This is a genomic window from Actinomadura kijaniata NBRC 14229 (assembly GCF_001552175.1).
Lineage (GTDB): Bacteria > Actinomycetota > Actinomycetes > Streptosporangiales > Streptosporangiaceae > Spirillospora > Spirillospora kijaniata.
The window spans coordinates 15691-29609 of record NZ_BCQR01000074.1; the positions used below are offsets into that span (position 1 = coordinate 15691).

Genomic DNA, 13919 nt, shown 5'->3' on the forward strand with positions numbered 1-13919 from the left:
CTCAGCTCGTCTCCCGTCGGGTCCGCCGGTGGGTGTGCAGGTAGAGGTCGCGGAGCAGGCACACCTCCGCCAGATGGTGGATCAGTTCGCGGTTGATGTGAAGCACCAACGCGGCCAGCGGGCGGTCGGCGTACGGGCCCTCCGCCTCCCCGCACGGGCGGGCGAGGCCGGTCTCGCCGAGGGCCTCGACCCCGGCCAGCCACCGGTCGTACTCCTCGTCGAGCTGGGCCAGCGCCCCGGCGGCGGTCGCGGCGTACCCGAACGCCCGGTAGTCGGTGGGCTCGCGGCCGAAGTGCGCGGCGTTGCGCGCCGCGAGCACACCGACGATCACGTGCCCGAGCCGCCAGGCGATCGTCGTGAGCGGCGGCGGGTCTGGCACCGGCAGCGCGAAGTCGATGGTCATCGCGCCGGACCCGGCCCGCACCGGCGCGGTGCCGGCACCGGTGCCGGCACCGCGCGGGCGCACGCTCCAGCAGCCGGGCGCCGGCTCCCAGAAGTACTCCTCGTCGGTGAGCCCGTCGAGGCGGTCGCGCAGTTGCCCGGTCCAGTGCCAGGTCAGCTGGTCCCGGAGCAGGGCGTTCCAGGTCTGGTCGGTCATGGCCCCAGCCTGCCGCCCATAGCGGACAGGAACGTTCCGTGATCTGTGCGACGATGGGCGCGTGACCGTGGAGGCGACGACCGAGCGGGTGCTGCGGCTGCTGTCGCTGCTGCAGCGGCGGCCGTCCTGGACCGCCGCCGAACTCGCCGCCGAGCTGGGCGTCACCGACCGTTCGGTGCGCCGCGACGTGGAGCGGCTGCGCGCGCTCGGCTACCCCGTCCACGCGACGGCGGGCGTCGGCGGCGGCTACCGGCTGGGGGCGGGCACCCGGCTGCCGCCGCTGCTCCTGGACGACGAGGAGGCGACCGCGACGGCGGTGTCCCTGCGGCTGGCGGCGGGCGGCACGGTCGTCGGCGCGGGCCAGGCGGCGCTGCGGGCGCTGGCCAAGCTCGACCAGGTGATGCCGCCCCGGCTGCGCGCCGAGGTGCGGGCGGTGCACGGCGCCACCGAGATCCTCGTCGACCCCGGCGTCCAGGTCGACGCGGAGCTGCTGACGACGCTCGCGCGGGCCTGCCGCGACGCGGTGCGGGTGCGGTTCCGGTACACCGGCCGCGACGGCGCGGAACGCGAACGCACCGTCGAGCCGGTGCGGATGGTCGCCACCGGACGCCGCTGGTACCTGATGGCCTGGGACGTCGACCGCGACGACTGGCGCACCTTCCGGCTGGACCGGATGCGCGAGGCGACCGCCACCACCTGGCGCTTCCGGGCCAGGGAGCATCCGGACCCGGTCGCCTACGTGCGGCGGTCGGTGACCGAGGCGCCGTACCGCCACCTCGCCCGGATCCGGATGCACGCCCCGCCCGAACGGGTGCGGGAGCTGGTGCCGCCCCAGGTGGGGCGCGTCGAGGACGACCGCGACGGCTGGTGCGTGCTCGTCGTCGGCGGGGACGATCTGGACTGGCTCGCCGTGCGCGTGGCCCGGCTGGGCTTCGAGGCGCAGGTGCTGGAGCCGCCGGAGCTGCGGGAGGCCGCCGCCCGGCTCGCCCGCCGCCTCGCGGCGATGACCGGGACCGGCTGAACCCCCGCCCCGGAGAACGGCGCGGGCCCGTGCCGAAGGAGGAGCGGCGCGGGCCCGCGCCGGGGCGGGGTCAGGGGAGGCGCAGGATGAAGTCGAACGTGGCGGACCGGCCGGTGGGGCCGTTCTGGACGTTCATGACCAGGTCCGGGTGGAAGATCGGGTCGGTCTGGTTGCGGGGCTCGTTCGGGAAGTACAGCTGCGTGGTCAGCACCGGCTGGTAGGGCGCCTGCACCTTGACGTGGATGTGCCGGGTCCGGCCCGGGTACAGGCCCGGCACGATGGTCGTCAGCGTGAAGCGGCCCGCCGCGTCGGTGTACTGGTGGCCGCGCAGCCGGTAGCCGGTGTTGTCGTAGCGGCCGTAGGTGTCGGCCTGCCAGAAGTCCAGCAGCGCGCGGGCCACCGGGCGGCACGACATCGAGTACACCAGGCCCGTCACCGTCAGGCGGGTGCCGGTCATCCCCGGCTCCAGCAGCGAGGCCCGCTGCGGGGAGTTGCGCTTGAAGTAGGGGCCCTCGGTCTGCGGCGGCGTGGGGTCGTCGCCGTCGTCGCAGCTGGGGGTCGGCGTCAGCGTGCGCTGCCGCGCCCCGGAGGGCGCGGCAGCGCCCAGCACGGCCGGCACGGCCAGCGCGCCGAGACCGGCGCCCACGATGAAGTCCTTGCGGCTGAGGCCGCGCCCGTCCTTCCGGGAGTCGTCCTTCCGGGAGTCGTCCTTCTGGGGGTCGTCCGACATGGGAGCTCCTTCTTGGCGGGGGGAGAGCGTCGCGACATGTGTATCCCGGGGGGCGGGGCCGGGTCTTGGCGCTGGCTGCCGACGGGTTGGCATCCCCTGCCGAAAGCGGCGCGGTCTGTCGTTCCGACTCGCTCATTGACCCGCCCCGCCGCGCCCGTCAGCCTGGCGGGGATGCGTCCGGCCCGTCCTGTCCCCGCGGCGCGAAGGAGCGCGATGGCCACGCTCGTCACCACCGTCCACCATCCCCTCGACGACCAGGCCGACCACTGGCGGCGGACGGTCTCGGCGGCGTTCGGGCCGCTGCGGCTGGACCCGCCCGACCGGCCCGGGTTCGCCGCCCTGCTGGCCGCCCGCGAGCTGGGCCCGGTCCTGACCGGGGACGTGCGCGCCCCGGCGCACCGGGTGCGGCGCAGCGCGCGGCAGGTCGACCGCGACACCCGCGAGTGCTACAAGCTCGGCCTGGTGCTGCGCGGCTCCTGCCTGCTGCGGCAGAACGGCCGCGAGGCCCTGGCCGGACCCGGCGACCTGGTGCTGTACGACCTGACCCGGCCCGTCGAGATCGACTTCCGGGCGCACCACATCTTCACCGCCCTCGTCCCGCACGGGGCGGTCGCGCTGCCCCCGCACCGGGTCTGGGAGATGGCGGGCACGCTGCTGACCGACCAGGCCCGCAGCGGGCGGCTGGTGGCGTCGCTGCTGTCGGCGCTGGCCGCCGACGGGGACGCCGCCGACGGCCCGCACGCCCACCACCTGGGCGAGGCGATCGCCGAGCTGCTGACCGGCGCGCTGTGCGAACGGCTCGGCCGCGCGGTGCCCCCGCCGCCCGTCGAGGCCGCCCTGCTGCGCGACATCCAGGAGTGGATCGAACGGCGGCTGGCCGACCCCGCGCTGTCGCCCGAGACGATCGCCCGCGCCCACCACCTGTCGGTGCGCCAGCTCTACCGGATCTTCCAGGTGCGCGGCGACACCGTGGCGCGGTACGTGCGGACCCGGCGCCTGGAGCGGTGCCGCCGCGAGCTGCGCGACCCGCGCGCCGCCGACCGGCGGATCGGCGCGATCGCGGCGCGCTGGGGGTTCGCCGACGCCTCCTCCTTCAGCCGCGCGTTCCGCGCCGCGTACGGAGTGAGCCCCAGCGCCTACCGGGACCTCCCGCGCTGAGGCGCCGCCGGGGCCGTCGTGCCGCCGTCCGCGGCGGCACGACGGCCCGGGGTCAGCGGAGGGAGCCGAAGAAGGCGCGCACGTCGTCGGCGAGGATCTGGGGCTGCTCCATGGCCAGGAAGTTGCCGCCCCGCTCGGTCTCGGTCCAGTGCACGACGTTGTGGTCGCGGTCGGCGAAGCGGCGGATGGCGACGTCGGTGGTGGCGGTCGCGATCACGCCGGTGGGAACGGTCCCGCGCGGCTTGGGGGCGTAGGCGGTGGGGTCGTGGGCCATCTCGTAGTAGAGCTGGGCCGAGGAACCGGCGGTCCCGGTGAACCAGTAGAGGCTGACGTTGGTCAGCAGCAGGTCGCGGTCCACGGCGTCCTCGGGCAGCTCGGCGGCCTGGTCGGTCCACTCCTTGAACTTCTCCACGATCCAGGCGAGCTGCCCGGCGGGCGAGTCGTGCAGCCCGTGCGCCAGGGTGTCGGGACGCGTGGACTGGATGTGGTTGAAGCCCATCTTGTCGTCGCGGAACTCCTGGAGCCGGGCCAGCCGTCCCTGCTCGACCTCGGTGAGGCCGGCGAAGTCGGCCGGGTCGTCGGAGGGGAAGGTGATCAGGCCGTTGAGGTGGACGCCGATGGTCCGGTCGGGGGCCTGGCGGCCCATCTCGGCGGCGATCCAGGCGCCGCCGCCGTTGCCCTGGACGCCGTAGCGGTCGTAGCCGAGCCGGGTCATCAGCTCGACGAACGCGCCGGCGATCCTGCCGGTGTTCCAGCCCGGGGCGGTCAGCGGCCCGGAGAAGGCGACGCCGGGGGTGTCGGTGATCACCAGGTGGAAGTCGCCGGTCAGCGGCTCGACCACCTGGGCGAAGGCCGCGAACGAGGCGGGCCAGTCGTGGATCAGCAGCAGCGGCGTGGCGTCGGGGTTGTCCGAGCGGACGTGCGCGAAGTGGATCGGCTGGCCGTCGACCTCGGTGACGAACTGCGGCAGGGCGTTCAGCTCGGCCTCGGCCTTGCGCCAGTCGTAGCCGTCGGCCCAGTAGGCGGCCAGCTCCCTCAGGTAGTCCACCGGGACGCCCCGGCTCCAGCCCTGCCCGCCGATCTGGGTGCCCCACCGGGTCCGGCGCAGCCGGTCGCGCAGGTCGTCCAGGTCGGCGGCGGAGACGTCGATGCGGAACGGCCGGACGGCGTCAGCGGTCATGATGTTTCCCCTCGGTCGGCAGTGGGGTCCGGAAGGTCCCCGTCGCACTTCCTCCATCATAGCGGAACGGAGCGATCCATTCCACTAAAAGGGATCTTGGATCTCGGCCGCGACGGGGATGCGCCTAGGCGTCCGCCGGTTCCTCGCGACCAGGGTGGTTGTTCCGGCGGACGCACCAGGTCATCGGAAGGAAGACGCGCCGGCCGACCTCGCCGTTCCACTCGGGCGCGAAACCGTGGCGGACGAGGACCCGCACGACCTCGGCGGCGATCTCCTCGGGGGCGACGCCCTCGCCGAAAGAACCGAACGCGAGATAGAGGCCCCCGCCGTGCAGGGCGGACTCGACGTCCTGCCGATGGCAGAAGGTGAAGCCGCGCGGGCTCTCCCCCTCGGGGACCTCCCCGCCGATCTCGGCGAAGCCGCAGGTCTGGCAGCAGGTGAAGTCGGCACGGGCGACGATGCCCGCCGCGTCCAGCTCCCGGAAGGCGGCGTCGAGGCGGTCGGTGTCCAGCGGTCCGTCACCCCAGGACCGCTGCGCCTCGGCATGAGCGGCGAACCCGGCCATCGCCGCCTCGTGGGCGACGGCGCGCAACGTCTCCTCGTCATCCTGCCCGGCGAGATAGTCGGCAGCGGCCTCCACCACCTCGTCGAAGTCGGCTTCACCACGCGCGACCTCGGTCCAGACGACTTCCCGCACTTCTTCGAGCATGTCCTCATCAACCACGCCGCAGATCCTGCCACCCTCCGATGACAGCGGTCCCGTCGCGCAGCCAGGAGGTGCGTTCCGCACTCGCGGTCCCCGCCCGCCGGGACGGCCCGGATGCGGACGGCGGGGAGGTCACCGGCGGCGGAAGGCTCGTCCGCAGGGCGGGCGGTCGAGGCCGAGGCCCGTCGCCGCACGGAACTCCTGCCGCGCTTCGGCCATGCTGTCCCCGGCGCGGACGAGAGCGGCGACGTTCTTGCTTCTCCGCCAAGGCGTGACGAGCGTGACCTCCATGCCCGAGGGGAGCGCCAGGGTGAGCACGGAACGCTCGCGGCCGTCGATCACCCCGCGCTGGAACACCTTGCGGATCCTGTCCGTCACGTCGAACTCGCGCATCGGAACGCTCCCGATGTACGTGGCGGACGTGATCTGCTCCGGAGGCCATGGCGGAACGCTCCGGAACGGCAGGGCGGGCCACGGGCGCGCCTCGTCCATGCGGCGCAGGACGTCCCCCAGGAACGCGCGGATCTCTTCCTCGGAGTGTGGCTGCGGGATCGACCGTTCGGGGTCGGTCAGTCTCCCGCCGGAGGCGAGGGCGTCGTTGAGCAGGGCGTACTCCTGCTCGGGGGAGAGGTCCAGCAGGGGTTCGGTCAGCAGGCCCCGGACGCAGCGGTCGACGAGCCCGCGGTCGCGCAGGTCGGCGAAGAGCAGCGTGTACAGCACGGCGTTGACCAGCCCCCGCCACGCCGGTGCCCGAGAAGCCCCGTGATCCCCCATCGCGACCGCGCCCTCCGCTCCCGTCAGCCGGCGCCCATGAGGACGGCGCCGAGCGTCAGCACCACACCAGGTACCAGAGTCAGCAGCGCCCTGTCGATATGCCGGAACTTGCGGGTCGCGATGACGCTGTTGACCCAGACCTGGTCGCTGACCTCGCGGGCCAGCCGGACCTCGTCGTCCAGCAGGTCCGCGCAGTCGTCGGCGAACGCCGCCGCGTCGGGGTACAGCCGGGCCACGTCGGCGAAGTGCAGCAGGGAGCGCGGCGGCCCGCGGCGGACCGCGGGCCGCAACGCGGCCAGCGCCAGCCCCGTCGCCAGCGCCGCGAACACCAGGGCCGCCGCCAGCACGACGGTCCGCGGGGCCGCGTGGCGCTGGGCGGGCAGCAGCATCAGGATCCAGCCGCCCAGCAGCCCGCTCAGCGACAACACCGCGGTCGCCTTGGCGTCGGCGAAGCGGACCCAGCCGTTGACCTCGGCCAGCGCCTTCCACGCGCTGTCGGTGCTCACCCGTGCGGATCCCCGTTCCACAGCGCCCGGTCGCCGTCGTCGAAGGGCCTGGCGGTCAGCTCCGGCGGACGGTCGATGCCCATCAGGTCCATGAGTCGCTGGAGCACGGTGTCGTTGCGCATCATGAGCTCGAAGGCGTTCATGCTGCTGTACTCCTGCGCCTGGTCGGCGATCTCCTCGGCCAGCTCGCCGACCTGCTCGCGGCGATCCTCGAACATCTTCCGCACGACCTCGGCGGCCCTCTCGGGGGAGACGGTCAGCGCGACGGCGTAGGGGGTGATCCAGCTGCCCTGGCCGGAGCGCAGGAACTCGTGCCACAGGTCGCGCCGCCGGGTGAGCTGCGGGACGAGCCGTTCGGCGAGCGCGTGGGCGTTGTCGGCGGTCTGCCGCTCGTCCCATGCCCGCCGCTGGGCCTCGCGCACGGTGTCGTCGAGCCGGATGAAGGTCAGGGGTTCGATGGCACGGGTGCGGCCGTTGAACCCCTCGGCCGTCGTGTGGTCGAAGTAGGTCTGGGCGAACAGCTCCTCCACCACCGCGATGACGCGGGCCTCGGCATCGGCGGCCTCGTACGGGGCGAACCGCCGCGACACCGGCCGCAGCCTGGCGATGAGCCGGTCACGCAGCGCCGAAGCCTGGTTCCAGGCGCGCTCGGCCAGCCGCTCGGTCCGCTCCTTCCCGGTGGCGCACCAGGTGAACTGGACCTTCACGGTGAACTCGTACCCGTCTCCCTGCGCGGGCGTGGCGAATTCGAGCATGTGGTCGCGGTGGACGACGCGTTCGACGGGAAGCCGCTCCTTCCATCTGCGGCCGAGGCGGGCCCACGCCCCCTCGGGCGGGAGCGGGTACTTCGTGAAGTGCGTGTGCCCGCACGGGGGTTGTGATCGGGTGTTCACACCTTCTCCTTGACGGCGGTCGGGGGGTGGGGGCCGGGACGCGTCCGCGGGCCCAGGTAGAACAGGAGCGGGCGGCGCAGCCGCTCGTCAGCGCGTTCCAGCCGGTCGCGCAGGTCGTCGATGTCCACGCCGCGTTCCGGCCAGGACCGCAACGCGTCCCAGGGGCGGCTGCCGCAGAAGCGGGAGGTCAGCACGCGCCGCCAGAGCTCGGTCACCGGGTCGGGGCGGCGGTCGGACAGCGCCAGCAGCGGCGGCCGGTCGGTCTCGTCGGAGAGCCGGGCGAGTTCGGCCAGGCACCCGGCGGCCGTCCAGCACACCGCCGGCCGCGGGGACGCGGCCCAGTCGGTGAGCGCCTCCACCACCGCCTCCCCCTGGCCGGAGGCGAAGATCTCCACGACCGACAGGGTGACCGGGCGGAGCAGCCGTTTGGCGTCGGACCGGGCGATCCGCCGCAGCCCCCGCATGGCTCGTCCGGGATCCCGCGTGCCCAGCTCGGTGCCGTACAGGAGCGCCGCCGTCGAACGCCGCGCCAGGCTCGCCGCCCCGGCCCAGCCGTCGGCCAGCGCGAAGATCTCCCGGTGCCGGCCGCGCTCCCGCTTGGCCACCTCCTCCAGCGCCCAGGCGGTGACCTCGTGCAGCACGGAGGAGGAGCTCCGCGACCAGGGGCCGAAGCACCGCTGGGCGATGAAGTCGAAGTCGTAGGCCGCCAGCCTCCCGAGCGCGAGGGCGGCCAGCACCCGCACCCGCCGGTCGGAGTCGGTCGCGAGGTCGGTGAGCCAGTCCAGCAGCGCCGTGCGGGCGACGACGTAGTCGAACCATACGACGTGGAACACCGCTTCGGCGAAGTCCTTACGGACCGGCAGCCTGCGGTCCACCTCGGCCGTCGGCACCGCCTCCTCCCTCCGTACGTCGCCGAGCCAGCTGTCCAGCACGTCGCCGAACGGGAGCTGGCCCAGCTTGGTGTCGGTCTTGGAGGTGGAGATCCAGTGCAGCCGCTCCGCGAGCCGCTGGGCCGCCGCGCAGATCTGCACGGCGGGCCGCTCGTACAACACCGACCAGGAGATGAGGAACGCACGCCGAGCCAGGTCACGCTGTTCCAGCCCGACGCCGCGCTGTTGCCGCAGCCGTTCGCGGGCCAGTTCGCGGAGCGGGTGCGGCCGGCTCTCCAGGACGGCCGTGACGGAACGGCCGCAGGCCCGTCCCCGGACCACCGACCGGGCCAGGTCCGCGGCGTCCGCCGGGGTCGCGGGCGGGTCCGCCCCGCTCAGGACCTCGGCGGCGACGCCTGGCTCGTCCCGCAGGTCGGCACGGAGATGGCGGTCCAGCACGGTGCTCGGATCGGGCGGCACGTGCCCGACGACCAGGTCCCGGACGGCGGTGTCGTCGCAGTCCGGCGGCAGCAGGACGACCAGCCAGGCGCTGCGCGACTCCAGCAGCGGCAGGCAGCCCAGCAGCGCCGGCGCGCTCGGTCGCCGCGCCCACAGCGCGTCGGTGGCGTCGAACACGTACCCGCAGCCGGGCTCGACCACCTCGCCGGTCAACCGGCTCGGCGGCCATTCCCCCTGGACCAGCCGGATCCGCTCGGTGAACAGCGCCAGCGCGGCCAGCGCGGCGGTCTTGCGGCCGGTGCGGGAAGCGCCCCGCAGCACCGCGAGCCGCCGTTCGCCGAGCATGGCGGCCAGCGCGTTGCGGGACGAGACGCCGACGAAGCGCTCCCGGTGCCGGGCGAGCGCCTCCTCGTCGTCGGTGTAGACGCCGACCTGCCAGCGGTGACCGTGGTCGGAGGCGTACACCGTCATGACGATCTTGTCGCGGCCGACCGCGTCGCCCGCCCCCGAGGAGGCCGCCCGGATCGCCCGGACCTCGGCCTGGCGGCGGCGGAAGTCCTCGGCGCTCAGCGCGGCGTCCGGATCGCCTTCCTGCCCGTTCCCGTCCGGTCTCCCGGCCTCCTCCCCCGCGCCGGGTTTCACGGACTGCTCCGCCTTCGCCTCGCCGCCGGGCGCCGCGCCGTCCTGAGCCCCGCCGTTCCGGGCCTCGTCGCCCGGAGGTCCTTCGCCTGGAGCCTCGCCGTCGGGGACCCCGCCGTCCGGAGCACTGCCGTCCGGGTCCTTCTCATCGGACATGGCGGTCTCCGTGGTTGATCTGGTCGCGGCCGATGGCGTCGCCGCCGCCGCTCGACCACGCGCCGATGCTCAGGTGCGTGCCGTGGCCGGTGCCGCCGGACTCCGCGCTCGGGCGGGTGGCGGGGGCGTTCTCGCGCTCCGGGTCCCGTCGGGTGCCGGGGCCGCCGAGCAGACGGATGTGGCCGACGCCGGTGAACTCCTTGACCGTCACCTCCACGCGGGTGAAGTCGACGGCGCGCAGCCCCCGGTAGCCGGGGCTCACGACGTCGCGGAACAGCCCGTCCGACAGGATCAGCGCGAGGTCGGCGTCGCCGTCCCGGAGAGCCGCCTTCAGCGCGGGGGCGTCCAGCAGCCGGCAGGCGTCCACGGCGGCCGGGCCGGGCAGGCCGTTGCGGCCGAAGTGCACCATCCCCGAGTGGATCGCGACGCGCAGCCGGAGCCGTTCGGCGGGGTCGGGGGAGTGGTTGACGCGGGCCAGCCGGTTGGCGAGTTCGCGCACGAAGTCGGCGACCACGACCGGCTCGGGCGCGTCGGCCGGGAGCACGGCGACCTCGGCGTCGCCCTGCTCCTGGAGGTACCAGGCGGAACGGTCGAGGCCGGACTGGGCGGCCGCCGCGTCGAGGGCGTCGATCAGCGTCCGCTGGAAGTCCACCTGCTGGAAGGCCCGGCGGCCGCTGTAGGCGTGCATGTCGACGGCCGAGACCAGACGGCGGACGGGCGCGTCGGGATCGTGCATCGTCACGGTCACCTCTCGGGTTGAGGGAGTCTCGTGACTAGCCTGCGCCCGGTTTCCGGTTCGATGTCCGCACTACTGCGGGATCAGGACGTCAGATGCGCCGCACGATGGAGGGTTGGCATGTCGAAGACCTCGATCCGGCGGTAGCCGGTGTCCAGCACCCCGGCCTCACGGAGTTGGTGCAGCACGGTCTGCACCGTCTTCTCCGAGGTGCCGCCGAGGTCGGCCAGCTCCAGCTGGGTGACGCGCAGGTCGCAGACCGTTCCCCGCGGGGTGGGGCGGCCGTAGATCTCGGCCAGTTCGACCAGCACCCGGGCGACGCGGACGCCCGCCGCGCAGCCGGCGAAGTCCAGGCGGCGGCGGTTGGCCTGCCGCAGCCGGTAGGCGAGCATCCGGTGCAGTTCCAGCGCGGCGTCGGAGCGCAGGCACAGCAGGCGCACGAAGTCGCCCTGGGGGATGACGTTGGCCTCGACGTGGCTGCACGCGGTGACCGTTCCCGAACGCGGCCCACCGTCCAGCGCGGCCAGCTCCCCCACCAGGTCGCCCCGCGTGCGGATGGCCAGCAGCGCCTGCCGCCCGTCCTCCAGCCGTCCTCTGATCTTCACGAAGCCCGCCCGGAGCAGGACGACGAAGGTGCTGGTCGTGCCCTCCTCGATGATCCGGTGGCCGGGGGCGAACCGGCGTGCCGTGCCCAGGCCGAGAAGTGCGGCGCGCGTTGCGGCGCCGAGCCCGGCGACCAGGCTGGAGGTCGGCCAGGCGGTCGCCGGTTCGGGCCTCGGGCGGGAGGGCTGGGCGGAGTGCATGCCGGGCTCGCGTTCGCCTAGGGCCTGTTTCAAAGTGGGCCTCAGCCACGCAGGCGAGCGCGTTACCTGACCTGCGGGGCCGACGCCGAAGGCGAGGGCCCGCAGGTCAGATCGCGAAGCGATGTCGCGCTCGCCAAGACCTGGTTAGGCGCGAGCCCCGGGCGAGCGCCGTGGGCCAGGGCTTTGAAACACGGCCTAGCGGCCCTTGCCCTTGCCGGTGGTGGGGCGGGAGCGGCGGCGGGTGCGGCGGAGGCGGGCCCGGCGCTTGCGGTGGTAGGCGGCGCGGTCCAGTTTCTTGTCGGCCATACGGCATGGTGCGTCCCGCCCCGCCGCGCCGCACAGGGGGGTGACCGCTTCCGGTCCCCGCGGGCCGCGCCGGTCATGGCCGGCGGCCGGTCAGCGGGCGCGGCCGAGGACGTCGGTCGCCATCGACCGGAGCTGGTCGGCGAGGCGGTCGGCGGGGAACAGCCACAGGCCGAGGGAACCGGCTCCGGCGTCGAGCAGGCGCTGGAGCCTGTCGCGCACGTGGTCGGGGTCCCCGGCGGCCGCGAACTCGTCGATCCAGTCGTCCTCGACGGCGAGCGGTTCCCCGTCCGCCAGGGCGGCGACCCGCCGCCGGATCTCGGGGCCGTGCTTGGAGCGGCCCACCAGCGCGGTGTGCGCCTCGGCCTTCAGGAAGAAGCCGACCGCGTCCCGGACGGCGTCGCGGGCCGCCCGGCCGTCGTCGGAGACCGACGCCAGCACGAAGGCGGTCAGGGGCGGGGCCTGCCGTCCCGGCGCCGACACCAGCTCCCTCGCCCAGGCCACGTAGTCCGGGCCGGCGAGCACCGACAGCAGGACCCCGTCGGCCCGCTCCCCGGCGGCGCGCAGCGCGCGCTCGTTGACCGCCCCGATCCACAGCTCCGGCGGCAGCCGCGGCGCGAACTCCAGCCGGACGCCGGACAGGTCGTGCACGCTCGTCCGGCGGTCGACCACCGCGCCGCCGAGGAGCTCGCGCAGGACGTCGAAGGTCTCGGTGACCGCGGTCAGCGGGCGCTCGGGCACCAGTCCCATCTGCTCCAGCCAGTGCGTGTTGCCCAGCCCGACGGCGGCCCGGACGCGTCCCGGGTACGTCCTCACCAGCCCCGCCAGCTCCATCGCCAGGATCGCGGGATGCCTCGTCATCACGCTGGCCAGCCCCAGCCCCGCGGGCACCGTGCCGGTGGCGGCGAGCAGCCCCGTGAGCCCGGACAGGCCGCCGGTGAAGAAGCAGTCCTCGGAGAACCACAGCTCTCCGAAGCCGAGCCGTTCGGCCAGCGCCGCCCCGTCCGCGAGCTCCTCCGGCGGCGTGAGGCTGCCGAAGACGATCCCGATCCTGCCGATGTCCACGATGTGCTCCCTTCCCGGCCGTCGCCCGCCATTAAGCGGACACAGTGCCCACTAAGCTGACACAATATGGACGCACTGTCCACTTGTTTCGGGGAGGGACGGGCCGGGACGCGGCGCGCCCGGGGTCTACTTCAGGCGGACCGGGAGGGCGTCCAGGCTGCGGATGCGGAAGCTGGGACGCCAGGGCAGCCCCTCGTCGGGGCGGGCCAGGCGCAGGCCGGGGAAGCGGTCCAGCAGGTGCCGGAACGCGATCTCCGCCTCCAGCCGGGCCAGCCGCGCCCCCACGCAGAAGTGGATCCCGTGGCCGAACGCCAGATGCCCGCCCGCGTCGCGGGTGACGTCCAAGCGGTCGGGGTCGGGGAAGCGGGCCGGGTCGCGGTTGGCGGCCGGGAGGGCGACGTGGACGAACGTGTCCGGCGGGATCTCGACGTCCTCGATCGTCACGGGCTCGGCGGTGTAGCGGAGCGTCGCCAGGTTCACCGGGCCGTCGTAGCGCAGGAACTCCTCGATCGCCGACGGAACCAGCGAGGGCGTGGCGCGCAGCAGCTCGAACTGGTCGGGGGCGCGCAGCAGCGCGAGGGTGCCGTTGGCGATGAGGTTGACGGTGGTCTCGTGGCCCGCGACCAGCAGCAGGAACGCCATCGACGTCAGCTCCGGCTCCGAGAGCCGGTCGTCCTCGTCGCGGGCCCGGACCAGCGCCGACAGCATGTCCTCGGCCGGGTGGGCGCGTTTGTCCTGCACCAGCGCGGTCAGGTAGTCGGCCATCGAACGGGCGGCGTGGGCGCGGTCGGCCTGCGGCGCGGTCGACAGCAGCGTCGCCGTCCACTCCCGGAAGCCGGAGCGGTCGGAGAACGGCACGCCCAGCAGCTCGCAGATCACCGTGATCGGCAGCGGCTCGGCGAAGGCGGCGACCAGGTCGGTCTCGGCGTCGCCGGACAGCTCGTCCAGCAGCCGCGCGGTGACCTCCTCCAGGCGGGGCCGCATCGCCTCCACGGCGCGGACGGTGAACGCCTTGTTGACCAGGCGGCGCAGCCGGGTGTGGTCGGGCGGGTCGGCGGCCAGCATGTTCGACGTCAGCCTCCCGCCGACCTGCGGCTCGCGGTCTCCCTGGCGCGCCAGCAGCGCGTTCGCCCGCTCGGCCGACTTGCTCAGCCGGGGGTCGGCCAGCGCCTCGCGCGCGGCCTCGTAGTCGGTGATCATCCAGCCGGTCAGGTTGTGCTCGGAGACGACCGGGTGGACGCCGCCCCGGTCGCGCAGTTCGCGGTACAGGGCGTGCGGGTCGGTGAAGAAGGCGTCACCCAGGTGGACGGGCCGTTCGCGCAT

The 13919-nt window shown here is 74.2% G+C and carries 14 protein-coding genes; 2 read left to right on the top strand and 12 right to left on the bottom strand.

The window, feature by feature from the left end; all coding sequences use genetic code 11:
• Position 1: 1 nt before the first annotated feature.
• A complete protein-coding gene (locus AKI01S_RS23195) occupies positions 2 to 598 on the bottom strand; it encodes a DinB family protein (protein ID WP_067821732.1) in 597 nt (198 codons plus the stop codon).
• Between the two features lie 67 nt (positions 599 to 665).
• Between AKI01S_RS23195 and AKI01S_RS23200 the strand changes: the two genes are divergently transcribed.
• The gene (locus tag AKI01S_RS23200) at positions 666 to 1619 is read left to right on the top strand and encodes a helix-turn-helix transcriptional regulator (RefSeq protein WP_157420068.1); all 954 of its coding nucleotides are present in this window, start codon (positions 666 to 668) and stop codon (positions 1617 to 1619) included.
• A 70-nt stretch (positions 1620 to 1689) separates the two neighbouring features.
• On the opposite strand, the gene AKI01S_RS23205 is transcribed toward AKI01S_RS23200, so the two are convergent.
• Positions 1690 to 2349 (bottom strand): dioxygenase family protein, encoded by a 660-nt coding sequence (locus tag AKI01S_RS23205; RefSeq protein WP_084000112.1) that lies wholly within the window; start codon positions 2347 to 2349, stop codon positions 1690 to 1692.
• A 213-nt stretch (positions 2350 to 2562) separates the two neighbouring features.
• Here AKI01S_RS23205 and AKI01S_RS23210 point away from each other — a divergent pair, with 213 nt between their 5' ends.
• A complete protein-coding gene (locus AKI01S_RS23210; RefSeq protein ID WP_067821738.1) occupies positions 2563 to 3507 on the top strand; it encodes an AraC-like ligand-binding domain-containing protein in 945 nt (314 codons plus the stop codon).
• 52 nt (positions 3508 to 3559) lie between these two features.
• Here AKI01S_RS23210 and AKI01S_RS23215 read toward each other — a convergent pair whose 3' ends face one another.
• The 10 genes from AKI01S_RS23215 to AKI01S_RS23260 all read right to left on the bottom strand — a co-directional run bounded on the left by AKI01S_RS23215 (position 3560) and on the right by AKI01S_RS23260 (position 13919).
• Positions 3560 to 4687 carry an epoxide hydrolase family protein gene (locus AKI01S_RS23215; protein ID WP_067821742.1) on the bottom strand — a complete coding sequence of 376 codons (1128 nt, stop codon included), beginning with the start codon at positions 4685 to 4687 and terminating at the stop codon, positions 3560 to 3562.
• A gap of 124 nt (positions 4688 to 4811) precedes the next feature.
• Entirely contained in the window at positions 4812 to 5411 is a 600-nt protein-coding gene (locus AKI01S_RS23220) for a DUF6891 domain-containing protein (RefSeq protein ID WP_084000116.1), read from the bottom strand.
• A 114-nt stretch (positions 5412 to 5525) separates the two neighbouring features.
• A complete protein-coding gene (locus AKI01S_RS50790) occupies positions 5526 to 6167 on the bottom strand; it encodes a hypothetical protein (protein WP_157420058.1) in 642 nt (213 codons plus the stop codon).
• Between the two features lie 23 nt (positions 6168 to 6190).
• Positions 6191 to 6673, bottom strand: a complete 483-nt coding sequence (locus tag AKI01S_RS23230; RefSeq protein WP_067821752.1) for a Pycsar system effector family protein — start codon at positions 6671 to 6673, stop codon at positions 6191 to 6193.
• Complete coding sequence (locus AKI01S_RS23235) at positions 6670 to 7566, bottom strand: hypothetical protein (RefSeq protein WP_067821755.1); 897 nt, start codon at positions 7564 to 7566, stop codon at positions 6670 to 6672. Before AKI01S_RS23235 ends, AKI01S_RS23230 begins: the two co-directional genes overlap by 4 nt.
• Positions 7563 to 9689 (bottom strand): hypothetical protein, encoded by a 2127-nt coding sequence (locus AKI01S_RS23240; RefSeq protein WP_067821758.1) that lies wholly within the window; start codon positions 9687 to 9689, stop codon positions 7563 to 7565. The genes AKI01S_RS23235 and AKI01S_RS23240 overlap by 4 nt, the downstream gene beginning before the upstream one ends.
• The gene (locus AKI01S_RS23245; RefSeq protein WP_157420060.1) at positions 9679 to 10425 is read right to left on the bottom strand and encodes a nucleotidyl cyclase domain-containing protein; all 747 of its coding nucleotides are present in this window, start codon (positions 10423 to 10425) and stop codon (positions 9679 to 9681) included. Before AKI01S_RS23245 ends, AKI01S_RS23240 begins: the two co-directional genes overlap by 11 nt.
• An 83-nt stretch (positions 10426 to 10508) precedes the next feature.
• Positions 10509 to 11228: a Crp/Fnr family transcriptional regulator gene (locus tag AKI01S_RS23250; RefSeq protein WP_067821764.1), complete on the bottom strand. Its 720-nt coding sequence runs from the start codon at positions 11226 to 11228 to the stop codon at positions 10509 to 10511.
• Between the two features lie 396 nt (positions 11229 to 11624).
• A complete protein-coding gene (locus AKI01S_RS23255; RefSeq protein ID WP_067821766.1) occupies positions 11625 to 12596 on the bottom strand; it encodes an LLM class flavin-dependent oxidoreductase in 972 nt (323 codons plus the stop codon).
• Between the two features lie 126 nt (positions 12597 to 12722).
• Complete coding sequence (locus AKI01S_RS23260; protein ID WP_067821769.1) at positions 12723 to 13919, bottom strand: cytochrome P450 family protein; 1197 nt, start codon at positions 13917 to 13919, stop codon at positions 12723 to 12725.